A 25,150-nucleotide genomic window follows, 5' to 3' on the forward strand; every position below is an offset into this window, starting at 1 on the left:
GGGTCTGTCAAACGTCTTGAGTCTATGAGGCTCAACCCTGGAGCGCGCGGATTTCATCCCGCATCGCGAACTTGTGTGGACCGTCCTGCCTGCCCCGTCCGGGCCGGTGAATGCCCCCGGCTCGGCGGTCTACTTCGCGCCGTCCACGACCTTCCGCCCGTCGAGCGGAGCCTTCAGGTGCACCTTCGTGGTCTTCAGGATCGCGATCGCGATGCAGACGGCGTCGGGCGAACGCCGGTCCTGTCCCTCGTACAGGGTGACGGTGACCTGGCGCGCGGTCTCGGTCACCTCGACGCGGTCGAGCACGGTGCAGGGCTCCACTCCGGACCACCACACGACGTCGAGGGACCGGCCGTCGGCGGCGGGGGTGGCGCTCTCCCACGGCACCTTGCGCGGGTTGAGCGTGGGCCCGGCCGGGGTCACGGGAGACGGGGCGCCGCTCGGCGCGCCGGACGGGCCGGCCGGTGCCGTGCCGGCCGGCGAGGCCGGGGAGCCGTGATCGGCGCCGGCTCCGGAGGGGGAGCCTTCCGGCTGCTCGGGTGAGGCCGAGGTGGAGGAGGTCCCTCCGCAGGCGACCGCCAGGAACAGGAGGGCCACGAGCCAGAGCTTTCTCATGCCCCTTACACGGCTGTAAAGGCTCCCCGGTTCATCCGCCGTGACCGCCCAGGGTGCTGCTCCCCGGTCCCACTCCGGGGCCCCTTTGCGCGGTCGGGACGGGTACGTGATCATGTGGGGAGCCGCCGGACGGGCCGCATGCCACGGCACGGACTCGGGAGGGACGCGGATGCGCAAGGCCACGGGGGCCGCAGCTCTGCTCGCAGGGCTGGCCGCCGTCGTCCTCGCGGCGCGCTGGATGGACGTTCCCGGCCTTCTCGCGCGTGTACCGCTCGGCGGCGTGCTCGCCCTCGGCGGGCCGGTCCTGCTGCTGGCCGGACTCGTACTGCTGGCCACGAACTCGAGGTCCGTGCGGACGTCGCCCTCCCCGATGCGGGTGCTGTCGGTCTGGTGGATCGTCGGCGGCCTCATCGGCGTCGCGGTCTCGACCTGGATCGCCACAACGGCCCTCACGGAGATCGCGGGAGCCGATCCCGCCCTCCGGCTGGACGCGATCAAGAGCGGCCTGACGGTGGGCGCGGGAGCCGCCGGAGGCGTGGCGCTCCTCCTCGGTGTCCGCCGCCAGTGGCTGGGTGAGCGCACGCAGGTCTACCAGGAGTACGACGCGACGGAGAAGCGGGTCACGGAGCTCTACTCGAAGGCCGTGGACCAGCTCGGCTCCGGCAACCCGGGCGTGCGCATCGCGGCCATGTACGCCCTGGAGCGGCTGGGCCGGAACAACCCCGAGCACCGCCAGGCCGTCATGGATGTGCTCTGCGCGTACCTGCGAGCCCCCCTGCCGGGAGGCGCGGCGGGTGACCCGGCGGACCGGGCAGGCGAGCCGGCCGGGGGCGCGGGCGACATCGGAGGCCACGACGCAGGCCAGGAGCACTCGCTGGACCTGGAGGCCCGGCTGACCGCACAGCGGATCGTCGTCCGCCATCTGAAGTCCTTCGGCGGCGCGTCCGGCGACGATGGTGATCACTGGCCGGGCGTCGCCGTCGACCTCACGAGAGCATCCCTGGTCGACTTCGACCTGAGCGGCAGCGAGGTCGAGGCGGCGAGCTTCGCGCAGGCGGTCTTCTCCGGCAGGACGGACTTCACCGACTGCCGCTTCCGCGGCAGGGCGGACTTCACCGGCGCCGAGTTCCGGGGCTTCGCCGACTTCGGCATCGCGACGTTCTTCGGAGCGGACTTCGCGGAAGCCGGATTCCGGGGCGGGGCGAGCTTCGCGCTCGCGATATTCAGGTTCGACACCGACTTCAGCGGCGCGACGTTCACGGACGCCGACTTCAGCGGTGCCCGCTTCGGCACGGCGAGGTTCACCGGAGCGAGCTTCGACGGCGGCCTCACGAGCTTCGAGAACAGCGAGTTCTTCGCGGGGCACTTCGAGGGCGTGGCCTTCGACGGCGCCCTGAACTTTGGCTCCGCGATCTTCCGCTGCGGTGTTCGTTTCCGCTATTCGGACTTCGCCGGTCCGACATCCTTCGAGGGGACGTTCTTCGGCCGGGCCGGTTTCCGGCACTGCGCGTTCCTCGACGACGCGTCCTTCGCCGGCACGGCGTCGCGCGGCATCGCCTACAAAACCGACCCCGGGGCGGCCGCCGTGCGATTCGAAGCGGAGCACGAGGACGTGTCGGTCGTCCGGCGGAGCATCAGGGCGCTCACGGTTCGGGTTCGGGGAAGCGAACCGCGCGGCCTCCAACGTCTGGACCTGGCGGGCACGCACTTCGAAGGCTCTGTGAACTTCGACGGCGCCGACATCGGCGGCGGCGACCTGTCCGGTGTCACTTTTCCGCGCACCACCGCGACCGTGCGCGTCTGGCCTCCGGCATGGTGCGAGATACCGGATCCGGCGGACCCCGCTCGCGGCACTGTGGCCCGATCCGCCGGTGCGCCGCGGCGGTAGCCGGACTCCTCGCAATCGGGGCCTTGGCTCCTCGGCGTCGAGCACCGCCCGAGGCGATGCCGCCGAGGTGCGCGACCTGGTTCTCACACCCGCCGCGCGCCGACACCGAACGGGCACCCGGGCGTTGACGTGCCCGTGTCGCGGGTCTAATTTCAACGCATGATGAATTTATCGGATCCCGCGATCGCCGTACGGGATCTGCGGGTGTCACGGGGCGGGGCGGAGGTCCTGCACGGCCTCACCTTCGAGGTGCCGCGAGGGCAGGTCACCGGCCTGCTCGGGCCGAGCGGCTGCGGCAAGACGACACTCATGCGGGCGATCGTGGGCGTCCAGATCGTGTCCGGCGGCGAGGTGAGCGTGCTCGGCGAGCCGGCCGGGAGCGCGGGCCTGCGCCGCAAGATCGGCTACTCGACGCAGAGCCCGGCCGTCTACCGCGACCTGACCGTGCTGGAGAACCTGCGCTACTTCGCCGCCGTGCTCGGCGTGCCGAAGGACGACCCCGAGCGGGTGCTGGCGGAGGTGGGGCTCACCGGCGCCGCCCACCAGCTCGGGTCCACGCTCTCGGGCGGCCAGCTCGGCCGCGCCGGGCTCGCCGTGGCCCTGCTCGGCCGTCCGGAACTGCTCGTGCTCGACGAGCCCACGGTCGGGCTCGATCCCGTGCTGCGGCAGGAGCTGTGGACGCTCTTCCACCGCCTGGCCGAGGGCGGCACCACGATCCTGGTCTCCAGCCATGTCATGGACGAGGCCGCGCGGTGCGAGCGACTGATCGTGCTGCGCCAGGGGGAGATCCTCGCCGACGACACCCCCGATGTCCTGCGCGCGCACACGGGCACGACCGACCTGGAGGAGGCGTTCCTGCGCCTGATCGAGGAGAGGGCTGTGGCATGAGTTTCGCGATCACTCTTGCCACCGCCGGGCGGATCATGACCCAACTCCGCCACGACCGGCGGACGGTCGCGCTGATGGTCCTGGTGCCGACGCTGGTGATGATCCTGCTCTATTACGTGATGGACGACGAGCGGTCGTTCGGCCGCTGGGCGCCGATCCTGCTGTGCGTCTTCCCCTTCCTGGTGATGTTCCTCATCACCTCGATCGCGACCCTGCGCGAGCGCACGTCGGGCACGCTGGAGCGGCTCATGGCGATGCCGCTCGGCCGGCTCGACCTCCTCCTCGGGTATGGCCTCGCGTTCGGGCTGGCGGCGTGCGCCCAGGTGGCGCTGGCGCTGGCCGTCTCCCTCACCTGGCTGGGCCTGGACCTGCCGGGCCCGCTGTGGCCGCTGGTGCTCGTCGCGCTGCTCAACGCCCTGCTCGGCACCGCGCTCGGCCTGCTGTGCAGCGCGTTCGCCCGTACGGAGTTCCAGGCCGTGCAGTTCATGCCGATCGTGATGATCCCCCAGATCCTGCTCGGCGGGATCCTCGTGCCGCGCGGGCAGATGGCGACCGTGCTGGAGTGGATCTCGGACGTGCTGCCCATGTCGTACGCGATCGAGGCGATGACACACGCGGTCGCGGACGCCGACCCGGGCGGCGAGTTCTGGCGCGACGTCGTCGTGGTGGCGGGGTCGGCCGTGCTGGCCCTTCTGCTCGGCGCCGCCACGCTGCGCCGCCGAACCCCCTGAGCGCTGAGTGCCGCCGTACGCCTTGAGCATGGGCTCAGCGCGTTCGGCGGCGCCAGGCCGAGGGGCTGACCCCGTGGGCGCGCTTGAACGCCACGCTGAAGGCGAACGCGTCCTCGTAACCGACCTCGCGGGCCACGGCGGCGACGGTGGCATCGGTGTCGGTGAGCAGATCGGCTCCCAGGGTCATCCGCCAGCCGGTGAGGTAGGTGAGCGGGGGCTCGCCCACCATGCTCCTGAAGCGCGCGGCGAAGGCGGCGCGGGACATGCCGGCCCCGGCGGCCAGTTCGGCGACCGTCCACCGATGAGCGGGACGGTCGTGCAGCAGGCGCAGCGCCTCGCCGACCGCGGGATCGGCCAGTGCCCGGTGCCAGGAGGGGAGCGGAGCCTCGGGCCCGGCGCACCAGGCCCGTAACGCCAGCACGAGCACGAGGTCGAGCAGCCGGTGGAGGACCGCGTCCTGGCCCGGTTCGTCGCGGGCGACCTCGGTGGCGAGCAGATCCAGCGCCGCCCGGGTCCGCGGCCCGGCCGGCACGACCGCCAGCGGCGGCAGCATGCGCAGCAGCCGGACGCCGGCCTCGCCGCGCAGTTCGCAGGCGCCCCTGAGCATGATCGTGGCCCCGGGCAGGCCGTCGCCATAGGTGCGCGGGCCCAGGCTCCGGTGCGCCCCGGCCGTCCCCCCGCCTCCGCCGGCGACGTGTTTCCTGTCCCCGTGGATCACCGCCTGCGGCGGGGTGGACGGATCGTTGGCGATCGTGTGCGCGTGTGCGCCGCCGATGAGGGCGATGTCACCCGGGGCCAGGCGCACCGGGGCGACGCCGGCGTCGTCCAGCCGGACCGACGCGTGGCCGCCGAGCGCGGCCACGACCGTGAGAGGAGGGGCGCCGGTGAAGGCCAGCGCCCAGGGCGGACGCTGGATCAACTGCCTCACCAGCGCGTTCCTGGCGTGAGCGCGGTGGAGCAGATCGCTCAGCACGTCCATGCCGTCACGGTAGACGATCACAAATGAAGGGGCGACGTTCTCCCATGGATCGTCTTCGCATCCGCCGGTTTCCTTGAGGCATGGAGAAGATCCTCGTTCTCGGCGGCACCGGCAAGACCGGTCGCCGCGTCGTCCGGCGCCTGAAGGCCGCCGGTCTGCAGGCGCGTACGGCGTCCCGCACCGGCGGCGACGTCCCCTTCGATCTGGGCAGACCGGAGACCTGGGCCCCCGCGCTCGACGGGGCCGCCGCCGTCTACGTCGTCGAGCCCGACCTGCGGCCGGGCCTCGACCGCCGGGCGCGCGTCCCCGCTCTCGTGGCCGAGGCGGTGGCCGCGGGCGTGCGGCGGCTGGTGCTGCTGTCCGCCCACGGCGTGGGCGAGGCCGGCGACGATCACCCCCTGAAGTCCGCCGAGCAGGCCGTACGTGAATCGGGCGTCGGCTGGACCATCCTGCGGCCGGACTGGTTCTCGCAGAACTTCAGCGAGGCCTTCTGGCGGCAGGGGATCCTCGCCGGGACCCTGGCCCTGCCCACCGGCGACGGGCGCACGCCGTTCGTGGACGCCGAGGACATCGCCGAGGTCGCCGCGGCGGCGCTGACCGAAGAGCGCCACAGCGGCCGGATCTACTATCTGACCGGCCCACGGGCCATCGCCTTCGGCGAGGCGGCCGACCTCATCGGCAGGGCCACCGGGCGCACGATCCGGCATGTCGACGTCGACCCCGAGGTCTTCGTGGAGCGCCAGGTCGCGAACGGCGTCCCGTCCGACGTCGCGCGGCTGCTCACCGGCCTCCTCGTGAACATCCGCGACGGGCGGGGCGCGGCTCCCTCGGACGGGGTGGAACAGGCCCTCGGCCGGCTGCCCGGGCGGTTCGAGGACTACGTCGCCGAGACCGCCGCCGCGGGCCACTGGAACTGACCCTTCCGGCCACGCATGGCGCAGCGCGTTCTGCTCCCGTCCGGCAGGGTCGGTAAGCTGCGGGGAGATCCCGGCGAAGCCCAGAAGAGGTGCAGGAATGATCGCGATTCTCGGGACCGGAAAGATGGGCGAGGCCCTGCTCTCCGGGCTGGTACGCGCCGGTCTGCGGCCGGACGAGATCGTGGCGACGGCCCGCAGGCCCGAGCGGGCCGAGGCGCTGCGCGAGCGCTACGGCGTGCGGGTCGCGAGCAACGCCGAGGCCGCCAAGCTGGCCGACACGCTGATCCTCGCGGTCAAGCCGCAGGACATGGCCGCACTGCTGACCGAGATCTCCCCGCATGTGGCCGCCGACCGGCTGGTCATCTCGGTGGCCGCCGGCATCACGACCGCGTTCGTGGAGGCGAGGCTCGGAGACGGCGTGGCGGTCGTCCGTGTCATGTCCAACACTCCCGTCCTGGTGGACGAGGCCATGAGCGTCATCTCGGCCGGGGCGCACGCCTCCGAGGAGCACCTCAAGCGCACCGAGGAGCTGCTCAGCCCGGTGGGCAAGGTGCTGCGCATCCCCGAGTCGCAGCAGGACGCCGCCACCGCCCTGTCCGGCAGCGGCCCGGCGTACTTCTTCTATCTGGTCGAGGCCATGGTCGACGCTGGGATCCTGCTGGGCATGCCGCGCGCCGCCGCTCTCGACATGGTCACCCAGTCGATCGTCGGCGCCGCGATCATGCTGCGCGACTCGGGGGAGCATCCGGTGATCCTCCGCGAGGCCGTGACCTCGCCGGGAGGCACCACGATCTCCGCCATCGCGGAGCTGGAGCGCCACAAGGTGCGGGCCGCGTTCCTCGACGCGATCGAGGCGGCCTGCGAGCGCAGCCGCCGTCTCGCCGCCGGCTGACCTACGGCGCTCCCTTCCGGCACTGCCCCGGTGCACGGACGGTGCGCCGACCGGCGTTCCCGGGACGGAAGATGACCACCGCTTTACCATTGGCGGGTGACGTCTCGTCGCGGGATCGTCCCGTTTCTCGCCGTCCTGCTCGCCGCCGGGTGCACGTCATCGGAACCGCAGAAGGCCCCGGTGGCCGTGGTCACCAGAACCACCGTCAGCGAGGTCGTCGAGGCCCCGGCGACGGTGGGCGCGCGTGCGACGGCCACTCTGACCGCCCCCGCCTCCGGCACGGTCGCCCGCCTGTACGTCCAGGACGGCGACACGGTGAAGAAGGGCCAGATCCTCGCCAGGATCAGCTCTCCCCAGGCCAGGCAGCAGCTTTCCGCCGCCCGGAAGGCCGACCGGCAGGCCGCCCGGCCCGTGTCGTTCGGCGGCGCGCCGGTGAGCGTACGGCTGCCGCGCCTGCGGCTGCCGAACTCGCTGGACGCGCACGTCGACCGGTCGTTCGCCCAGGCCAGGAAGGCGGCCAGGTCGATCGGCGACCGCGCGGCCAGGACCCGGCTGCTGGCCGCCATCGACGCCGCGGACAAGCGTCAGCGGGCCCAGCGGCGGGCGCTCGGTGAGGTGCTCGACGGGCTGACCCGCTCGCTCGACCAGGCGCTGTCGCAGGTGAGCGGCCAGGTGAGCGCGGGGATGAGCGGGCTGAGCGCGTCCATGGCGTCCCTGCGGGCGGCGTCGAGGTCGCAGACCAGGGCGGCCGTGCGCGCGGCCGAGCAGACCGTGGACGCCCTGGTCGTCAGGGCGCCGTTCGGCGGCGTGGTCACGCTCGGCGGCGCGTCCTCCGGCGCGGGCGCGGCCGGTCTCGGCGCGCTGGTCTCGCAACTGCCGGCCGGGTTGCTCGGCCAGGCGGGGGCGAGCCAGGCGGGAGCCGCGGCGGCCGCTCCCGCGGGCCGTTCCGGCGGGACCATCGCCACCGGCGTCCCGGTGGCGGCCGGGGACCCGCTGGTCACGGTGACCGACGTGTCCGTGCTCACGTTGTCCGCCGACGTGGACGAGACCGACGTGCTGCTGGTGCGCAGGGGCACGCCGGCCGAGGTGGAGTTCGACGCCGTGACCGGCGCGACGTACACCGCCGCCGTGACGGGCGTGGGGGTCACCCCCAAGGAGGGCGCGACCGGCGGGGTCAGCTATCCCGTATGGCTGCGCCTGGGCCGGGGCGCCTACGACGACGGCGGCGCGGCCCCCGCGCCCAAGCCGGGGATGAGCGCCGTGGTGCGGCTGGCCGTACGCCGGTCGGAGAACGCCACCGCCGTGCCTGCGTCGGCGATCGTGACGAGCGGCCGGGACACGATCGTGTGGGCGGTGCGCGACGGCAAGGCCGAGCGGCGGGTCGTCCGGCTGGGCGCGCAGGGCGACGCGTTCGTGGAGATCCTCAGCGGGGTGTCCCCCGGCGAGCGGGTGGTCGTCAAGGGCGCCGACGCCGTACGCCCCGGCCAGTCGCTGTCGTGAGCCGCGACGAGCGTGCCGACGGTCCTGCCACGTCGGCGACGGCTTCCGGGACGGCATACGGGACACCGCCGGCGTTCGAGGCGGTCGGCCTCACCCGCTCCTACCGGCTGGACGGCGGGGTGCTGGTCGACGCGCTGCGCGGGGTGAGCCTGCGCATCGGGCAGGGGGAGTTCGCGGCGATCGTGGGCCCGTCCGGCTCGGGCAAGTCCACGCTCATGCACCTGCTCGGCTGCCTCGACCGGCCGACCTCCGGCACCCTGCGGGTGAACGGCGTGGACGTGGCGACGCTCGACGACGCCGGACTGGCCGGCCTGCGCAACCGCACGATCGGCTTCGTGTTCCAGTCCTTCCACCTGCTGGCCCGCACGTCCGCGCTCGACAACGTGGCGCTGCCGCTGGTCTATCGGGGTGTGTCCCGGGCCGAGCGCCGGGAGCGGGCCAGGGCGGCGCTGGAGGCGGTCGGGCTGGGCCACCGGCTCACCCACCGGCCGTCCCAGATGTCCGGCGGCGAGCAGCAGCGGGTGGCGATCGCCCGGGCGCTGGTGGGCGATCCCCGGGTGCTGCTGGCCGACGAGCCCACCGGCAACCTCGACACCCGCAACGGCGAGGAGGTGATGGGCCTGCTCGAACGGCTCAACGAGGGCGGCGTCGCCGTCGTCCTCGTCACCCACGACGCCGAGGTCGCCGCCCGGGGCCGCCGTCAGATCCACGTACGGGACGGCCGGATCGAGCGCGACACATGAGGACCGCGTCATGAGGGCCGCGTCATGAGGACGGCCGAGGCGCTGCGGATGGCCGTGGAGGCGCTGCGGGTCAACCGGCTGCGCAGCATGCTGACCATGCTCGGCGTGATCATCGGCGTGCTCTCGGTCGTGATCCTCGTCGCCATCGGCACCGGAGCCAAGAACGCCGTCGAGAAGGAGATCGCGGGGCTCGGCAGCAACATCATCCTCGTGGTCCCCGGCCAGGTGGGGCTGGGCGCGGCCCCCACGCAGAGCCGCCTCGACCTGTCGGACGTGGCGTACGTTCGGCGCGTGGTCGGCGACCCGTCGAAGGTGACGGTCGCGGTGAACTCCGGCGAGCCGGTCCGGGTGGGCCGCGTGGAGGTGTTCGCCACGCTCACCGGGACCGACGAGAACATGCCCCATGTCTTCGACCGGCCGCTGCGCCGGGGGCGCTATCTCAGCGAGACCGACGTGGACACGCGGCGGCGGGTGGTGATCCTCGGCTCGGAGGTCGCGGCCAAGCTGTTCGGGGACGTCGATCCGATCGGCCGCCAGGTCACGATCGCGGGGGTGCGGTTCCGGGTGATCGGCGTCTACGAGACCGTCGGATCGACGTTCGGGGTGGCGCGGGACCAGGAGGTGCATCTGCCGGTCACCACCGCCCAGCGGCTGATCGGGCTGCCGAGGATCAACGGCATCGCCGTCGGCGCCTCCGGTCCGGACGAGATCGAACCGCTGCGGCGGCGGGTCGTGGCCGCCCTGGACGCCCGCTACCCGGGCGAGACGTTCTCGGCCGTCACGCAGACCCAGCTTCTCGGCACGATCGGCACGGTCCTCGGCATGCTGACCGGCGTGCTGGCCGCCATCGCGGGGATCTCCCTGCTGGTCGGCGGCGTCGGGGTGTCCAACATCATGCTGGTCAGCGTCAGGGAGCGCACCAAGGAGATCGGCCTGCGCAAGGCCCTCGGCGCCCGGGGCCGCGACATCCTCGGCCAGTTCCTGATCGAGGCCGTGCTGCTGACCACGATCGGCGGCGTGATCGGCATCCTGACCGGGGTCGGCGGGGCGCTGCTGATCCAGGCGGTCTCGCCGGTACCCGCGTCGATCACCTGGTGGTCGATCGCGCTCGCCTTCGGGGTCTCCGCGGCCGTCGGCGTCTTCTTCGGCGTCGCCCCCGCCCGGCGGGCGGCCAGGCTCGACCCCGTCGTCGCCCTGCGTACGGACTGAACGTACGGACTGATCGTGTGTGACGCCCGAGCGAACGGCGGTGACGGCCTGTGCGGTACCGTCACCGCATGAGTCAGGCGGTGCGGGTCGTCTGGGACGACGCTCTGGTTTCCTACGACTTCGGGCCCGGCCATCCGCTCGCGCCCGTACGCGTCGAGCTCACCATGGCGCTCGCCCGTGACCTGGGCGTGCTCGACGGCGTCGGGACGACCGGCTGCGTCCCCGCCACCGAGGACGAGATCGCGCTGGTGCACAACCGGGACTACATCGAGGCGGTCAAGAACGTCTCCAAGGACGGCCGCCCCGACCTGCGCTACGGGCTCGGCACCGAGGACAATCCCGCCTTCGTCGGCATGCACGAGGCGTCCGCCCTGGTCACCGGCGCGTCACTGGCCGCCGCCAGGGCGGTGTGGACGGGCGGGGCCGAGCACGCGGTCAACGTCGCGGGCGGGCTGCACCACGCCATGCCCGGCGCCGCCAGCGGCTTCTGCGTCTACAACGACCCGGCCGTCGCCATCGCGTGGCTGCTGTCGCAGGGCGCGACGAGGATCGCGTACGTGGACGTGGACGTGCACCACGGCGACGGCGTGCAGGCGGCGTTCTACGACGACCCGAGGGTGCTCACGATCAGCCTGCACGAGAGCCCGCGCACGCTGTTCCCCGGCACCGGCTTCCCGCAGGAGACCGGCGCGGAGGGCACCGCGGTCAACGTGGCGCTGCCGGCCGGGTGCGGCGACACGGGATGGCTGCGCGCCTTCCACGCGGTGGTCCCGCCGCTGCTGCGCGCCTTCGCGCCGCAGATCCTGGTCACCCAGCAGGGCTGTGACAGCCACGCCCTCGACCCGCTGGCCCATCTCATGCTCAGCCTGGACGGGCAGCGCACGGCGTACGCCGCGCTGCACCGGCTGGCCCACGAGACCGCAGGCGGCCGGTGGATCGCGGTGGGCGGCGGGGGATACGAGCTGGTCCAGGTCGTGCCGCGGGCGTGGACGCATCTGATCGCCGAGGCGCTGGGACGCCCCGTCGAGCCGTCGACCGCCACACCGGACAGCTGGCGGACGTACGTGGAGGAGCGCACCGGGGAGATACCACCCCTGACCATGACGGACGGACGTCACCCGCAGTGGCGGGACATTTCGGAAGGGTACGATCCTGCCGACGCCGTCGACCGGGCCGTCATCGCGACCAGGAAGGCGGTGTTCCCCTTCTACGGCCTGGACCCCATGCCCTGAGAAGTACGGAATCATGCCGAGCCGAGGAGCGCTGTACCTGTCGTGACCCCTCCCACCCGAGCCGAACTGCGCGAACACCTCGTCCGGACCGCCATCGCGGGTGACGTGGCGACCAGCCGCGAGAACAACCTCGACCACTACCGGTCGCTCGCGCTGCGCGACCCGCACTACCTCTTCGGACTCACCTTCGAGGGCGAGTGGTCCTACCACGAGGTGCTGGCGCTCATGGCCGACAAGGCGGGAGTGGCGGCCGATCCCGGTCATCGCGAGGGCCCCGACACCATCGACCCCGATCGGACCATCGACGCCGTCGAGGAGATGGGCGAGCGGATCGCCAAGGTGCTGCATCGCGGCGCGCCCAGGATCGTGCTCGCCACCGGGCACCCGACCGGCCTGCTCACCATCCACCTCGCGCTGGCGCGGTTCCTCGCGGAGAACGGGGCGACCCTCCTCTTCCCGGCCGAGGGGTGGACGTACATCGGCGGTCTCGGCCGCCGCAGGCGGATCCGCTACCTCGACGGCGTGGCGATGCTGGAGGACCGGGGCACGTTCGTGCACACCCACGAGGCGGCGCCGATGGAGGCGATGCTGGCCGAGGAGCGGCCCGACTTCGTGATCGCCGACCACGGCTGGGCGGGGGCCGCGGGCGAGGCCGGGGTCGAGACCGTGGGCTTCGCCGACAGCAACGACCCCGCGCTGTTCGTGGGCGAGGCCGAGGGCAAGATCGCCGTCACCGTCCCCCTGGACGACAACGTGCTGCCGCGCTTCTACGCTCCGTTGACGGCGTACCTGCTCGCCCGGGTCGCCCGCAGCCTCTGACTCCCCTTCCGGACCTCCCAAACCGGGCATTTCGCGCCCGCTTTTGCGCCTCTGTGTCGACCGTTTGCCAACTTTTTCGTGTGCCTGGGCGACTCTAATGTGAGAGAAGTTGGTCCGTTCCAAGATTGAGGCGAGGGGCACGGCCCGGCTGCTGCCAGCGACTTTCCCGATTTTGACGGCACACGGCTCCGTTGACTGATGGAATGAGGGGTTTGCCTACTCGGAGTCCGGACTTACGCTGACAGCAGTACACGTGCGTGAGCAATGGCACCAGTGGGGATAACCCGGAAACACGTGCGGAAGAGGCGTCCGATGGGTGCAGGCGAAAGACCTCTCAGCGAGGTGAAGTTCTTGACGGTGGCCGAGGTGGCGACCGTCATGCGGGTGTCCAAGATGACCGTGTACCGGCTCGTGCACTCCGGGGAGTTACCGGCCATCCGTGTCGGCCGGTCCTTCAGAGTGCCCGAGCAGGCGGTCCACGACTACTTGCGGGACGCGTTCATCGAAGCAGGATGAATCACGCGGGCGACCACGCTTGACGGCAGCGTGGCCGACTCCCGGTCGACGCGGGGTCCCCCGGGGGAGCGATCTACCACGGATCGCCGGTAGTCTGTTGAGCCGGTGTGCGCTCGCGCGCCGGTTTGACAGTCACACCTTCACCTGGGGGTCCCGTGGGCTCTGTGATCAAGAAGCGCCGCAAGCGCATGGCCAAGAAGAAGCACCGCAAGCTGCTGAAGAAGACCCGCATCCAGCGGCGTAACAAGAAGTAGCCGAGACGGAGCGCGCACCGGTCCTCAGGGACCGGGCGACCGTGAACACGCACACCCCCGGCGAGGCGTCGATGACTCGTACTGTGCTGGTCACCGGTGTCTCCGGTCACATCGGCGCTCGTGTGGCGATCGCGCTCGCGGCCGACCCGGAGATCGACCGGGTCATCGGCGTGGACACGGCGCCGCCGCCATCCCCTGCCGGGGAGGACGGCGCGGTGCTCGGTCGCACCGAGTTCGCCCGGGTCGCGTTGCGCAGTCCCGACCTGGTCAAGGTCATCAGGGACGCCGACGTCGACACCGTCGTGCACCTCAGCCTGGTCAGCGGCCCCGGTGGCAGTGGATCCGGTGGCAGCGGGTCCGGCGGTGGCCGGTCGGCCATGAAGGAGCACAACGTCATCGGGACGATGCAACTGCTCGCGGCGTGTCAGCGCTCCGCCACGGTGCGCCGGGTGGTCGTGCGGTCGACCACGGCCGTCTACGGCTCCTCGCCGCACGCTCCCGCCGTGTTCACGGAGGACACCGAGCCCGTCGAGGTGTCGCACTCCGGGTACGCGCGGGACGCCACCGAGGTCGAGACGTACGTGCGGGGCTTCGCCCGGCGCCGTCCCGACGTGACGACGACGACGCTGCGGTTCGCCAACCTGATGGGGCCGGGCGTCGACTCACCGCTGACGAGGTACTTCTCCCAGCCGGTGCTGCCCACCGTGCTCGGCTTCGACCCCCGGCTGCAGTTCGTCCACGAGGACGACGCCGTCGAGGTGCTGTGCCGTACGGCGCGGGCCGACCACCCGGGCGTGTTCAACGTCGCGGGCGACGGCGTCCTGCTGCTTTCGCAGTGCGTGCGGCGCACGGGCCGGCCGGTGATCCCGATGCCGTCCCCCGCCTTCCGCCTCGTCAGCGGGCTCGCCCGGGGCGCGCGGCTGGTGGACTTCTCGCCCGAGCAGCTCGCGCTCCTGAGCCACGGCCGGGCGGTGGACACCACCAGGCTCGCCGCCGAGCTCGGCTGGCGGCCAAAGTACAGCACGGCGGCGGCGTTCGACGACTTCCTCCGGTCGCGCGGCGGACCCGGCGAGCTGCCGCGCGCGGTGGTCGACTGGCTGGCCGACTTCGTGACAGGACGCTGATGGACGACTTCCAGGGCCGGCGTACGGACGGGAGCACGGCCGACCAGCGGCTCGCCGAGCTGTTCGCGTTCCTGCGGCGCAGGGTCACCGGCGAGTACGAGATCGACGAGTTCGGCTTCGACCCCGAGCTCAACGAGAAGGTGCTGCTGGAGGCGCTGCGCCCGCTCTACCGGCACTGGTTCAGGACCGAGACCCTCGGGCTCGGCAACGTGCCGGCCGGCAGCGGTGCGCTTATCGTGGCCAACCACTCCGGCACGCTGCCCGTGGACGCCCTGATGCTGCAGGTGGCGGTGCACGACGAGCTGGGCAGGCCGCTGCGCCTGCTCGGAGCGCACCTGGTCTACCAGCTCCCCGTGCTCGGGCATCTGGCCCGCAAGTCCGGGCACACGCTCGCCTGCCCTGAGGACGCCGACCGGCTGCTGCGCAAGGGCGAGGTCGTCGGCGTCTTCCCCGAGGGCTTCAAGGGCATCGGCAAGCCGTTCTCCGAGCGCTACCGGCTCCAGCGGTTCGGCCGGGGCGGGTTCGTCGCGTCGGCGATCAGAGCCGGCGTGCCGATCGTCCCGTGCGCCATCGTGGGGGCGGAGGAGATCTACCCCAAGATCGGCGACATTCCGTCGCTCGCCCGGCTGCTCGGCCTGCCCTACCTGCCGATCACGCCGCTGTTCCCCTGGCTCGGGCCGCTCGGCCTGCTTCCGCTGCCGTCCAAGTGGCTGATCGAGTTCGGCGAGCCGATCCGGACCGACGAGTACGCCCCGGAGGAGGCCGACGACCCCATGCTGGTCTTCGACCTGACCGACCACATCCGGGAGACCATGCAACGGCAGCTCGACGCCCTGCGGCTGCGCCGGGGCCCGGCGTTTCCCCCGATCGTGATGTGACAACCGGGGCTCCTGCTGCTTTAGTGGCGTAGATCGGGACGAGTGGGCCCGCAACCGCCATTCAAACGGGGGCGTTCGAGTGACGGCATCATCCGCCCTTCGCGGCAGCGATCCCGCGTTCATCGGTCCTTACCGGATCGTCCGGCGGCTCGGTGCAGGCGGGCAGGGCATCGTCTATCTGGGCACGGACGACGCGGGGACCCAGGTGGCCGTCAAGGTCCTGCGTCCGGAGATCGCCGCCGACGAGACGACCAGGAGCCGGTTCGCCCGCGAGGTGGCCATCGCCCAGCGGGTCGCCTCGTTCTGCACCGCCCAGTTCCTCGCCGCCGACCTGTGGTCCGACCCTCCGTACATCGTGACGGAGTATGTCGACGGGCCGTCGCTGCAGGAGGAGGTGGCCCGCAACGGGCCGCGTACGGGGGCGGCCCTGCACCGCCTCGCGGTCGGGACGGCCACGGCGTTGACCGCGATCCACGAGGCGGGGCTGGTGCACCGGGACTTCAAGCCTGGCAACGTGCTGCTCGGCGCCGACGGTCCCCGCGTGATCGATTTCGGCATCGCCCGCGCGCTCGACGCGACGGCCACGGTCAGCAGCCAGGTCGTCGGCACCCCCGCGTACATGGCCCCGGAGCAGATCAAGGGCGCGGAGATCGGCCCGGCCGCCGACGTGTTCGCCTGGGGGGCGGTGGTCGCCTTCGCCGCCACCGGCCGCTCGCCGTTCGCCGCGGACAGCACGCACGCCGTGCTCTACCGGGTCATCGGCGGCGAGCCCGACATCGCCGGGGTGCCGGACCCGTTGCGCGCGCTGGTCGCGCGGTGCCTCGCGAAGGAGCCCGCGGAGCGGCCCACCATGCGCGAGGTTCTCATGTGGCTGCTCGGCTCGGCGGACTCCCCGGACCGGGAGACCGGGCCGAGGTCCCACGCCGTCGCCGCGCGCCGTCGTTCCAGGAGGACGCTGTACGCGGCGGTGGCCGGCGCCGCCGTGCTGGCCCTGGCCGGGGGAGCGGCCCTGTGGCTGACGAACGGCGCCGGCTCCGCGGCGAAGGAGACCGGGGGCGGCACGACCGCGGGCCGGGCGACCACGGTCGCCCGGACGACCTCCTCGCCGCAGGTCTCCACGCCGTCCCGCCTGCCCCGTACGCTCACCGGGGTGTGGGAGGGGGTGCTGGCGCAGAGCAACGGCACGAACCGGCCCATGACCGTGGTGATCAGGCCGAACGCGCGGACCTTGGTCAGCTACCCGTCCCTGGGCTGCGCCGGCCTGCTGACCGTCGTCCGCCGGGACGCCGACGGGCAGTTCGTCCTCCGCGAGACCATTGTCAAGGGAACCAAGTGCACCCGGCAGGGCCGCCTGACGATGCGCCCCGGCGACGGCAAGCTCCTGCTGACCTACTTCCCGAACGGTTCCGGGGACGAGATGGCCTACAGCGCGACCGCCACCTTGTATCGCAAGGGCGTCTGAGAATTATTGGGGGCCAGGTCTAACAAAGAGACCTACTGGTCGGTATGGTGTGCTCACCCTCACCCCGGAGGAGCACATGAACAAGGGGCGGAACGCCGCCCTCGCCGGGCTCGCCCTCGGCCTGGCGATCGGCACCGCGCGACGCATCCAGGTCAGGCGGGCGAAGGCCGCACGGACTCCGAACGGCGCGTCCGGGCGCCGGACGACGGTCACGACCGACGACAGGGTCCGCCTGGCCGTGGAGATCGACGACCATCCCGATCCCCGGTGCGCCGTCGTCTTCGCGCACGGCTGGCTGATGAACCGGCACTGCTGGCAGCTTCAGCGCGAGGCCCTGGCGGGCCTGGGCACGCTCGTCTTCTACGACCAGCGCGGGCACGGCGACTCCTCGGCCGGGGCGCTGGAGGCGTGCACGATCGACCGGCTGGGCGACGACCTGGCCGCCGTCATCCGCGCCGCCGTGCCGGAGGGACTGCCCGTCGTCCTCGTCGGCCACTCCATGGGCGGCATGACGGTCATGGCGCTCGCGGACCGGCACCCCACCCTGGTCGAGTCTCGAGTGGCCGGCGTGGCGCTGCTCAGCACCTCGTCCGGCGGGCTCGACGCCAGCACCTTCGGCCTTCCCGGGCCGCTCGGGCGGCTGGCTCCCCGCGTCACGCCCGTGCTGTTCGAGAGCATGCTGGCCCGTGCCGCGGTCATCGACGCGCGGCCCCGCGTGAAGGGCTTGACGAACCTGCCGGTGACCCGGTACGTCGCCTTCGGCAGGGGAGCGAGCCGGCGGCACGTCCGGCTGGTCAACGCGATGGCCGCGGCGACGCCGACGGAGGTCATGGTCGGGTTCTTCCGGGACTTCCGGGTGCACGACAAGTTCGCCGCGCTGAAGGCGCTCCAGCGGACGCGGACGCTGGTCATGGTGGGAGAGCGAGACCGGCTCACCCCACTCGCCCATAGCCGCCGGATCGCCGAGGCGCTGCCCGACGCCCGGTTCGTACGGATCCCCGGCGCCGGGCACATGATCGGCTTCGAACGCCCCGAGCTGGTGCACCGGGAGCTGACCGGCCTGATCGAGCGGGCCCTATCGGGCCCCGCGCAGGGCCGGTCCACGGCCTGAGCGCCGTTCAGGCGCGTGGCGCGCGGAACCCCGGCCGGGCGGCCACGGGAGTGAGATGCCCGGCCGCCTTGAGCGTGTGCAGGACGGGGGCCGTCTCCAGGGTGCGGATCTGGTCGAGCGTGCCGAGCCGCCGGGTGAGGTAGCGGTGCAGGTCGGCGGGGCCGGCACAGAGCGCGTGGGCGAGCAAATTGGTGGCGCCGGTGGTGGCCGCGACGACGGCGAGCTCGTCGTGGGTGGCCAGGGTGGTCGCGACCTCGTCCAGATGTGCGGGAGTGACGGCCATCCACAGCAGGGCCTGGGCGGTGACGCCGTAAGCGGCCACGTCGACCTCCACGTCGAAGAAAATCGTCCCGCTCGCGCGTAGGTCGGCCAGGCGTCGTGCCACGGTGGCGGGGGACCAGCCGGTGGCCGCGGCGAGTTCGGCGTAGCCTGCTCGGCCGTCGTGGCGCAGGGCGTCGATCAGGGCGCGGTCGCCGTCCGTCAGGCTCATCTGGTCGCGAGTGCCGGGCGAGGGGGCCGGCCGCATGAGTGCCTGCTGCTGCTCGTCGCTGAGCGTGCGCAGCCGTCCACGCCAGGCGGTCGGACCGCCCAGGTAGGTGTGGAGCAGCAGGTGCGCCGAGACGGCCGTGATCCCGGAGGTGCGGGGGATGTCGTGCAGCAGCAGCGACCGTGACAGGCGGCTGTCGTCCTCCGTGTGGACGATCGCGAAGATCTCGGTGCCTCCGGAGGCCAGCTTGACCCACGAGGTGTCGGGTCGCCGGGCCAGCGCGTGCCCCAGAGCCTGAGAGGCGGTGGGGGTCGTGGTGAGTCTGACCACCCACTGGGCCTGGCCGGTGCGGTCCTGCTCGGGCAGGCCGACGACGCGCAGCCCGGCCCCAGCGCGCAGCCGCCGGTAACGGCGCGTCACGGTCTGGGTGGACACGCCGAGGACCTCGGCGATCCGGCTGAACGGCGCTCGCCCGTCGACGTGCAGGGCATGGACGAGACCCCGGTCCAGTTCATCCAGCATCGTCGGATTCTCTCGCCGATCCGCCTTCTGTGGAAGAAATCCGCGAATTCGGCTTCCCGGCTGGAACGTCCCACCCGTACGCCTCAGGCTGCTGCGTGATCACGACGCGACCCGGAAGGACGACGCATGCCCGTACTGGAGGAGACCGCCACCGCGACGGGACATCGACGGCGGTGGGCGGCCCTGCTCGCGCTGCTGGTCGCCGAGGCGATGAACCTGCTCGACGCCACGATCACGACGGTGGTCGCGCCGGTGATCCACCGCGATTTCGGCGGCGCGGAGTCCGACATCCAGTGGTTCAGCGCCGCCTACACCCTGCCCTTCGCCGTGCTGCTGGTGCCCGGGGGCCGCCTGGGTGATCTCGCCGGTCGGAAGCGGGTGTTCGCGGCCGGGGTCGCCCTCTTCGCACTGGCATCGGCGATCTGCGCCTGCGCGACCGGTTCGGGAATGCTCATCGCCACACGTGCCGTCCAGGGAGTGGCGGCCGCGCTGATCATTCCGCAGACCATCGGGCTGATCCGGAGCATGTTCGAGGGGGACGAACTGGCCAAGGCCATGGGATCCATCGGACCGGTGATGGGCCTGGCCGCCGTCTGCGGGCCCGTGCTCGGCGCCGTTCTCACCCGGGTCGACCTGTTCGGCGCGTCGTGGCGGGCGGCGTTCCTCGTCAACGTTCCCCTCGCCGCGCTCGTCCTGGCCTTCCTGCCCGCGCTGCGGGAGAGCAGATTGCCGCACCCTCCCGGCATCGACCTGCCCGGCACGGGGCTGGCCGTGCTCGGGACCGGCCTGATCGTGTATCCCCTCATCCAGGGCGACGCCGCCGGCCGGCCCGCCTGGGTCTGGATCGCCCTCGCCGCGGGCGTCGTCGTCCTCGCGGTTCTCAGCCGGCATCAGCGTCAGCGCGCCCGGCGGGGCCGCAGCCCGCTGATCGAGCCGAGCCTGTTCCGCGACCGGGCCTTCCCGGCCGCGCTGGCGACCTCCACGCTGTTCTTCTCGGTGATGAACGGACTGATGGTGGTGATCGTCCTGCAGGTGCAACTGGGGCTGGGCAGTGACGTCCTGACCGCCGGGCTCACCCTGCTCCCGTGGTCGGCCGGCATGGCCGTCGCCTCCTGGTACGCCGGCACCCGTCTGGTTCCCCGCCACGGAGCGAAGATCATGTTCGTCGGGCTCGCCGCCCTGTTCGCCGGGCTGATCTGCGCCGTCGCCGTCTACCTGACCGCATCCGCCGACGGCTACCCCTGGCCCCTGCTCGCGGCGCTGTCGCTCAGCGGAGCGGGAAACGGCCTGTTCACCGTCCCGTTCTTCACCACGGCCCTGTCACGGGTGCGGGCGCACGAGACGGGTTCCGCAGCGGGCCTGCTCAACGCCGTCCAGCAGTTCGGCGGCACCCTCGGCGTCGCCGTTCTCGGCACCGCGTTCCTCCACAGGTTCACCGCGGACGTCCGGTCGCACGTGGACGCGGGCCGCGCGGCCCTGGGGGCGGTCCAGCTCACGTTCTGGATCGCCGCGGCGCTCGTGGCCGTCACGGCCGTCACGGCCGCGCTGATGGGCGTACGCGAGTCGCCCGCGGAGCCCGCGGGCCACTGACCGGGTGATTGATCATTGAGCGGAGCGACAGAGTCACAGTGCGGAGCGACAGAGTCACAGAGCGGAGCGACAGAGTCAGAGTGCGGAGCGGTAGTGGCGGCGCAGGGCGATTCCGGCGGCGACGCCGCCCGCGATGGCCCCCGCGGTCGCGGCGATCGGCAGGCCGATCATCGTCGCCTTCCTGCCCGTGCGGAAGTCGCGGATCTCCCAGCCGTTCTCCCTGGCGTGCTCGCGCAGTTCGCTGTCCGGGTTGATGGCGTGCGGGTGCCCGACGAGGGAGAGCATCGGCAGGTCGTTGGCCGAGTCGCTGTAGGCCGAGCAGCGGGCCAGGTCGAGGCCCTCGCGGCGCGCCAGCGCCCGGATGGCCTCGGCCTTGGCCGGGCCGTGCAGCAGGTCGCCGACGAGCCTTCCGGTGTAGGCGCCGTCGGCGGTCTCTGCGACCGTGCCGAGCGCGCCGGTGAGCCCGAGCCGCTGCGCGATGACCCGGGCCAGCTCGACCGGCGTGGCGGTGACCAGCCACACGCGCTGCCCGGCGTCCAGGTGGGCCTGGGCCAGCGCGCGAGTGCCCTGCCACACGCGGTCGGCCATCACGTCGTCGTAGATCTCCTCGCCCAGCCGGACGACCTCGTCCACCTTCAGCCCGGCGACGAAGGCGAGGGCCATCTCCTTGGCCTTGGCGATGTGCTCGGGGTTCTCGTTGCCCCGCACGCGAAACCACGCCTGCCCGAGCGCGAACTTCATGAGGTCACGGCTGGTGAACAGGCCGCGCGCCGCCAGTCCCCGGGCGAAGTGGTAGATCGAGGCGCCGCGCATCATCGTGTTGTCGACGTCGAAGAACGCCGCCGCCGTGAGGTCGGGGACGACCTCGGGGACGGACACCGCCGCGGCGGCCGCCACCTCGCCGGCGATCTCCGCCGCTTCCCGCCGTCGCAATAGCCGCCTCATGACTCATCAGCTTAACCGCCGGAGAGTGGACGGAACGGGAGCGGGACATGACGTGTCAACGTCCGGAACCCGTGAACGAATCGATATAACTCAGGTATTGGTTGGCCTTGTCGCGATTTTCCCGGTCGAGCTTCGGCAGCAGCGGCTCCACGAGATTGTGCTGCTCACGGGCGAACTCGCGCGCCTCGCCGCCGGCGCGTCCCTGGCGGGCGACCCGGCTCAGCGCGGCCCTGGTGGTCGTCTCCATGTCGTCGAGCGTCTGCCCGATGAGCCGGCGGCGCTCCGGGGTCGGCGTGTCCACCAGTGATGCGGTCTCGGCCGCCCGCTCCCGCGCCGCGACCATCTGCCGTTGCGCCAGCTCCTCCTCGTCGTACGCGAGGTCGAGCACCGTCGACTCCGCCAGCCTCTTCAACGGGTACAGCACCTCGCCGGGCACCGAGTGGTAGGTGCGCACGCCGGTGCCGAACATCCCTGCAAGCAGCACGCAGAACACCAGCAGGGGGCGCAGCCGTACGAGCAGGGACCGGCGGGGCCGCGGGGGTGTGGCGGGAGGCGCCGTGTGCTTTCCCGCCGCGTGCCTGCCCGCCGCGCGCTCGGCGGCGTACGCGCGCATCAGCTCGGCCCGCAGCCTCTCGCGGAACTCCGGCCTCGGGCCGCCGCCCAGCAGGGAGCGGAGAGCGGCCACGCGCGCGGCGACCCCGCGGTCCCGGGCCGCCGACCGGCCGCGCAGCGGGAAGCGGTGACCGGCGGCCCGGCGGTCGCGGGCCGCCGACCGGCCGCCCGCGCGGCGCGAGGGTCGCCACCAGCCCATCACCGCTCTCGCCATCCCCCCGCTTGACGCCCAGCGGAGATCGCTCGCGGGGCCGCCGGGAAGCGTTCGTCACCTCCCGGCCGGCCCGGCGTATCCGCCTGAAGATCCGACCTGCCACATGCCCAACGATGGGGTATGGGTAATGGTTACGGGGCTCTCAGCCGAGATCGTCGGGGAGAGCCCGGGCGAGCGCCCTGATCGCCCGGAACTGGAGCGCCTTGATCGCCCCGGACTTCTTGCCCATGATCTTCGCCGTCTCCGCGAGCGACATCCCGTGCAGGAAGCGCAGGATCACGCATTCCTGCTGCTCCGCGCCGAGTTGCTTGATCGCCTGCATCACGCGCTCGTTGACCATGTTCGTGACGACCGCGTTCTCGGGGATGTGCGGGCCGTCCAGGGGCGTGTCGAGTATCTCGGCGGTGGTCACCTCGAGGCGGTTGCGGCCCGACTTGTAGTGGTCGGTGACGAGGTTGCGGGCGATCGTCACGAGCCAGGCGCCGAAGTCGCGGCCCTGCCAGGTGAACTCGGCGATGCCCCGCAGCGCCCGCAGGAACGTCTCGCTCGTCAGGTCCTCGGCCAGCGCGTGGCTGCCGACCCGGAAGTAGACGTACCGGTAGACCAGCTCCAGGTAGTGGTCGTAGAGCACGCCGAACGCCTCGCTGTCGCCGGTCTTGGCACGCAGCACGAGGCTTCGCATCTCGTCGTGCTCGTGCTCGCGGTCGGAGAGGTCGTCGGAACGCGCGGGGTGCGCTGCTCCTGCGGCGACCGGAGGGGAAAGCCCGGCCAACGGCCACGTGTTCGGCATCCGTTATCCCATGGGGGAAGGGGAGTCGGCGTGCTCGAACACTCTAGAAATCAACGGGAGATTACACAATCCGTTCGGGTGGAGGAATCCACTTCAGGAGTGAAGACGCGGGTGGCGACATTCCCGGACAGGGTGACCGGCTACCGGTCGGAAGCCGATGTCCGGCAGCATGGGTGCCACCATGGAAGTCCTCGTCGCTCTCCTCGCGTTCGCCGGCGCCCTGCTCGCCGGCATCACCACCGGCGTCCTCGTCGGGCGTCTCCGTGACGAGCCGGCCGGTTGGCTGATCGCGTGGAGCATCGCCACGGGCGCGCTGGCGTTGTCGCTCGGCGCCATCGCCGTCGGCCATCTCACCGGGTTCGGGCCCGTGACGTTCCGGGCCTACCAGATCACCGGCTCGCTGCTGGCGCCGCTCTGGCTGGCGATCGGCGTCATCCAACTCCTCGCGGAGAAGGGCGGCGCCCGCTTCGCCGGCTGGCTCCTCGGCGCCGCGCTCACGGTCGTGGGCACGGTGATCATGGTGCTCGACCCCGTCGTCACCGCGGGGTTCGACAAGTCGCTGCCCGACGGGCCGACCCACTGGGACCTCTGGCCCGAGTGGCTGCTGCGTGGCGTCCACGGCCTGGTGGTCTTCCTGCTCCTGCTCTGCCTCGCCATGGCGGTGATGGCCTGGCGGGACGGCGACGAGTACGACGTCGACAACATGAACGCGTCCGTCGTGCTCGCCCCGGCGGGAATGGCGATCTCGGGCGTGCTCGAATTCGGGCTCCCCGGGCTGGTCGTCGTCGTGGTGCTGGCCGCCTCCGCCGGAGGCGTCTGGTACGTCGTGGCCCGCCCGCTCGCGCCGTACGACGACGAGGGCGAGGACGACGAGGCCCCGGAGGAGGAGTGGCAGGGGCGGCGTGGCGGCCGGGCCGACAGCGCTCTGCGGGCCGAGACCCGCGTGCCCTCCGCGCCCTCCGGGCCGCCCGCGCCCCCCGCGCCGCCGCGCGGGACTCCGGGAGGCCGCCCGGCAGGACCGGGCGCGGTTCCGCCGGGGATGCCGGGAGCGCCTGGGGCACCGGGAGCGCCCGATATGCCGGGTGCGCCGCGCCGTTCCGGGCTCGGCGACCTGGTGGCCGAATACCGGGCGGGTGAGCAGGGCGAGGTCGACTACGCCGCCCGCATGCGGCCCTCCGGCGGCCCTCCGGCCGCCGACGACTTCGGCGGGCCCGCGACCGGCCAGCTTCTCGCCGCGGACGAGTACGGCCAGCCCCGCCGGCCCGAGTACGGCATGCCCGCGCCGCCTGCGGCCGAGCCCGACCGGGCGATGCCCGCCACGGGGGCCCTCTACCCCGGGGCGGAGGTCCCCGACCCGGCCGACCTCGCGGCGAGCTTCGGCGTGGGGTTCGGCGGCAGGTCCCGTCCGGCCATGAGCCGCCAGAGCGGCGGTCAGGGGGACCGGCAGGCGCCGCAGCAGGCGGGCCGGCCCGCCGGTCAGGGGGGCTCGGTGAAGCCGGCCCCCGGCATCTACGGCCTGCTGACCGTCTTCACGCTGCTCGACGGTTCGGGCGAGGCGTTCGACAAGCTGGCGGAGGAGACGGTGGAGGCCGTCCAGCGCAACGAGCCCGACACGCTGCTGTTCGTCTGCCACGCGGTCAAGTCGGCCCCGCTCCAGCGCATCGTCTACGAGCTCTACCGGGACGAGGTCGGCTACGGCGAGCACCAGCGACAGCCGCACATGGAGCGGTTCGCGACCGAGCGGGTGAAGTACGTGCTGGCGGCCAACGTCATCGAACTCAGCGTCAACGCCGCCAAGGTGGTCCCCCTCCCCACCCGCACGGTCCTCTAGGTCCGGGCCCCCTCGATCACGACCCGGTCTCGCACAGGGCGGCGGTGGCCACTGGGCCGAGGCCGGTAGCGAGGATCAGGGTGGCCGCATCGGCGCCGGCCTCGGCTTCAACGCTCCAGGGCCTCGCGGAGGCGGTTCTCGTTCACCCGCCAGTAGTCGTGCTGCACGCCGTCGATCAGGACGACGGGGATCATCTCCCAATATTCGGCCTGGTCCTCCGGGGAGGCGGTGATGTCGCGTTCCTCCCAGGGGACGCCCAGCTCCGCGGCCACGCGCTCGATCACCGCGCGGGCGTCGTCGCACAGATGGCAGCCGGGCTTGCCGAGCAGCGTGATCCGGTGGTCTCGAGGAGGCATGTTCTCGATTATTGCGATACCTCCGGCCCGGAATGGAGACCGCCG

25 protein-coding genes are annotated in these 25,150 nt (G+C 72.3%); 18 read left to right on the forward strand and 7 right to left on the reverse strand.

What is annotated here, in order from left to right; translation table 11 throughout:
- Nucleotides 1-129: 129 nt before the first annotated feature.
- A complete protein-coding gene (locus Msi02_RS24040; protein WP_204050370.1) occupies nucleotides 130-615 on the reverse strand; it encodes a hypothetical protein in 486 nt (161 codons plus the stop codon).
- A gap of 169 nt (nucleotides 616-784) precedes the next feature.
- On the opposite strand from Msi02_RS24040, the gene Msi02_RS24045 reads away from it, so the two are divergent.
- The 3 genes from Msi02_RS24045 (at nucleotide 785) to Msi02_RS24055 (ending at nucleotide 4,122) form a co-directional block, all read left to right on the forward strand.
- Nucleotides 785-2,503 carry a pentapeptide repeat-containing protein gene (locus Msi02_RS24045; protein ID WP_204050371.1) on the forward strand — a complete coding sequence of 573 codons (1,719 nt, stop codon included), beginning with the start codon at nucleotides 785-787 and terminating at the stop codon, nucleotides 2,501-2,503.
- Nucleotides 2,504-2,662: 159 nt separating this feature from the next.
- Nucleotides 2,663-3,391 (forward strand): ABC transporter ATP-binding protein, encoded by a 729-nt coding sequence (locus tag Msi02_RS24050; RefSeq protein ID WP_239108657.1) that lies wholly within the window; start codon nucleotides 2,663-2,665, stop codon nucleotides 3,389-3,391.
- Nucleotides 3,388-4,122 carry an ABC transporter permease gene (locus Msi02_RS24055; protein WP_204050372.1) on the forward strand — a complete coding sequence of 245 codons (735 nt, stop codon included), beginning with the start codon at nucleotides 3,388-3,390 and terminating at the stop codon, nucleotides 4,120-4,122. Before Msi02_RS24050 ends, Msi02_RS24055 begins: the two co-directional genes overlap by 4 nt.
- Before the next feature lie 34 nt (nucleotides 4,123-4,156).
- Here the strand turns inward: Msi02_RS24055 and Msi02_RS24060 are convergent, their stop codons facing one another.
- Entirely contained in the window at nucleotides 4,157-5,101 is a 945-nt protein-coding gene (locus tag Msi02_RS24060; RefSeq protein ID WP_204050373.1) for an AraC family transcriptional regulator, read from the reverse strand.
- An 80-nt stretch (nucleotides 5,102-5,181) separates the two neighbouring features.
- On the opposite strand from Msi02_RS24060, the gene Msi02_RS24065 reads away from it, so the two are divergent.
- From Msi02_RS24065 to Msi02_RS24125, 13 genes are all read left to right on the forward strand, one after another.
- Nucleotides 5,182-6,018: an NAD(P)H-binding protein gene (locus Msi02_RS24065; protein WP_204050374.1), complete on the forward strand. Its 837-nt coding sequence runs from the start codon at nucleotides 5,182-5,184 to the stop codon at nucleotides 6,016-6,018.
- Between the two features lie 97 nt (nucleotides 6,019-6,115).
- On the forward strand, nucleotides 6,116-6,910 hold the full coding sequence (gene proC / locus Msi02_RS24070; protein WP_079315557.1) for a pyrroline-5-carboxylate reductase: 795 nt from the start codon (nucleotides 6,116-6,118) through the stop codon (nucleotides 6,908-6,910).
- A gap of 96 nt (nucleotides 6,911-7,006) precedes the next feature.
- Complete coding sequence (locus Msi02_RS24075; protein ID WP_204050375.1) at nucleotides 7,007-8,410, forward strand: efflux RND transporter periplasmic adaptor subunit; 1,404 nt, start codon at nucleotides 7,007-7,009, stop codon at nucleotides 8,408-8,410.
- Nucleotides 8,407-9,153 (forward strand): ABC transporter ATP-binding protein, encoded by a 747-nt coding sequence (locus Msi02_RS24080; RefSeq protein WP_204050442.1) that lies wholly within the window; start codon nucleotides 8,407-8,409, stop codon nucleotides 9,151-9,153. The genes Msi02_RS24075 and Msi02_RS24080 overlap by 4 nt, the downstream gene beginning before the upstream one ends.
- Nucleotides 9,154-9,177: 24 nt before the next feature.
- Complete coding sequence (locus Msi02_RS24085; protein WP_079315554.1) at nucleotides 9,178-10,362, forward strand: ABC transporter permease; 1,185 nt, start codon at nucleotides 9,178-9,180, stop codon at nucleotides 10,360-10,362.
- 68 nt (nucleotides 10,363-10,430) lie between these two features.
- The gene (locus Msi02_RS24090; protein WP_204050376.1) at nucleotides 10,431-11,594 is read left to right on the forward strand and encodes an acetoin utilization protein AcuC; all 1,164 of its coding nucleotides are present in this window, start codon (nucleotides 10,431-10,433) and stop codon (nucleotides 11,592-11,594) included.
- A gap of 42 nt (nucleotides 11,595-11,636) precedes the next feature.
- Nucleotides 11,637-12,413 (forward strand): phosphatase, encoded by a 777-nt coding sequence (locus Msi02_RS24095; RefSeq protein ID WP_204050377.1) that lies wholly within the window; start codon nucleotides 11,637-11,639, stop codon nucleotides 12,411-12,413.
- 312 nt (nucleotides 12,414-12,725) lie between these two features.
- Nucleotides 12,726-12,929 (forward strand): helix-turn-helix domain-containing protein, encoded by a 204-nt coding sequence (locus Msi02_RS24100; protein ID WP_030456159.1) that lies wholly within the window; start codon nucleotides 12,726-12,728, stop codon nucleotides 12,927-12,929.
- A gap of 155 nt (nucleotides 12,930-13,084) precedes the next feature.
- Nucleotides 13,085-13,183 (forward strand): 30S ribosomal protein bS22, encoded by a 99-nt coding sequence (locus tag Msi02_RS24105; protein WP_018654693.1) that lies wholly within the window; start codon nucleotides 13,085-13,087, stop codon nucleotides 13,181-13,183.
- Between the two features lie 71 nt (nucleotides 13,184-13,254).
- Nucleotides 13,255-14,307 carry an NAD-dependent epimerase/dehydratase family protein gene (locus Msi02_RS24110; RefSeq protein ID WP_204050378.1) on the forward strand — a complete coding sequence of 351 codons (1,053 nt, stop codon included), beginning with the start codon at nucleotides 13,255-13,257 and terminating at the stop codon, nucleotides 14,305-14,307.
- On the forward strand, nucleotides 14,307-15,185 hold the full coding sequence (locus tag Msi02_RS24115; RefSeq protein WP_204050379.1) for a lysophospholipid acyltransferase family protein: 879 nt from the start codon (nucleotides 14,307-14,309) through the stop codon (nucleotides 15,183-15,185). Before Msi02_RS24110 ends, Msi02_RS24115 begins: the two co-directional genes overlap by 1 nt.
- A 79-nt stretch (nucleotides 15,186-15,264) precedes the next feature.
- Nucleotides 15,265-16,647, forward strand: a complete 1,383-nt coding sequence (locus tag Msi02_RS24120) for a serine/threonine-protein kinase (protein WP_204050380.1) — start codon at nucleotides 15,265-15,267, stop codon at nucleotides 16,645-16,647.
- A 76-nt stretch (nucleotides 16,648-16,723) separates the two neighbouring features.
- Nucleotides 16,724-17,758 carry an alpha/beta fold hydrolase gene (locus Msi02_RS24125; RefSeq protein WP_204050381.1) on the forward strand — a complete coding sequence of 345 codons (1,035 nt, stop codon included), beginning with the start codon at nucleotides 16,724-16,726 and terminating at the stop codon, nucleotides 17,756-17,758.
- Between the two features lie 7 nt (nucleotides 17,759-17,765).
- Here Msi02_RS24125 and Msi02_RS24130 read toward each other — a convergent pair whose 3' ends face one another.
- Entirely contained in the window at nucleotides 17,766-18,767 is a 1,002-nt protein-coding gene (locus tag Msi02_RS24130; protein WP_204050382.1) for an Lrp/AsnC family transcriptional regulator, read from the reverse strand.
- Nucleotides 18,768-18,893: 126 nt separating this feature from the next.
- Here Msi02_RS24130 and Msi02_RS24135 point away from each other — a divergent pair, with 126 nt between their 5' ends.
- On the forward strand, nucleotides 18,894-20,357 hold the full coding sequence (locus Msi02_RS24135; protein ID WP_204050383.1) for an MFS transporter: 1,464 nt from the start codon (nucleotides 18,894-18,896) through the stop codon (nucleotides 20,355-20,357).
- Nucleotides 20,358-20,432: 75 nt separating this feature from the next.
- Here the strand turns inward: Msi02_RS24135 and Msi02_RS24140 are convergent, their stop codons facing one another.
- From Msi02_RS24140 to Msi02_RS24150, 3 genes are all read right to left on the reverse strand, one after another.
- The gene (locus tag Msi02_RS24140; RefSeq protein ID WP_079315549.1) at nucleotides 20,433-21,302 is read right to left on the reverse strand and encodes an HAD family hydrolase; all 870 of its coding nucleotides are present in this window, start codon (nucleotides 21,300-21,302) and stop codon (nucleotides 20,433-20,435) included.
- Between the two features lie 55 nt (nucleotides 21,303-21,357).
- Entirely contained in the window at nucleotides 21,358-22,128 is a 771-nt protein-coding gene (locus Msi02_RS24145) for a DUF5667 domain-containing protein (RefSeq protein WP_204050384.1), read from the reverse strand.
- A gap of 142 nt (nucleotides 22,129-22,270) precedes the next feature.
- The gene (locus tag Msi02_RS24150; RefSeq protein WP_079315547.1) at nucleotides 22,271-22,918 is read right to left on the reverse strand and encodes a sigma-70 family RNA polymerase sigma factor; all 648 of its coding nucleotides are present in this window, start codon (nucleotides 22,916-22,918) and stop codon (nucleotides 22,271-22,273) included.
- 181 nt (nucleotides 22,919-23,099) lie between these two features.
- On the opposite strand from Msi02_RS24150, the gene Msi02_RS24155 reads away from it, so the two are divergent.
- Nucleotides 23,100-24,749 carry a hypothetical protein gene (locus Msi02_RS24155; protein WP_204050385.1) on the forward strand — a complete coding sequence of 550 codons (1,650 nt, stop codon included), beginning with the start codon at nucleotides 23,100-23,102 and terminating at the stop codon, nucleotides 24,747-24,749.
- 107 nt (nucleotides 24,750-24,856) lie between these two features.
- Here the strand turns inward: Msi02_RS24155 and Msi02_RS24160 are convergent, their stop codons facing one another.
- Nucleotides 24,857-25,105, reverse strand: coding sequence for a glutaredoxin family protein (locus Msi02_RS24160; protein WP_204050386.1), 249 nt, complete (start codon nucleotides 25,103-25,105; stop codon nucleotides 24,857-24,859).
- Nucleotides 25,106-25,150: the final 45 nt, after the last annotated feature.

Source organism: Microbispora siamensis (assembly GCF_016863095.1).
GTDB classification, from domain to species: Bacteria; Actinomycetota; Actinomycetes; order Streptosporangiales; family Streptosporangiaceae; genus Microbispora; species Microbispora siamensis.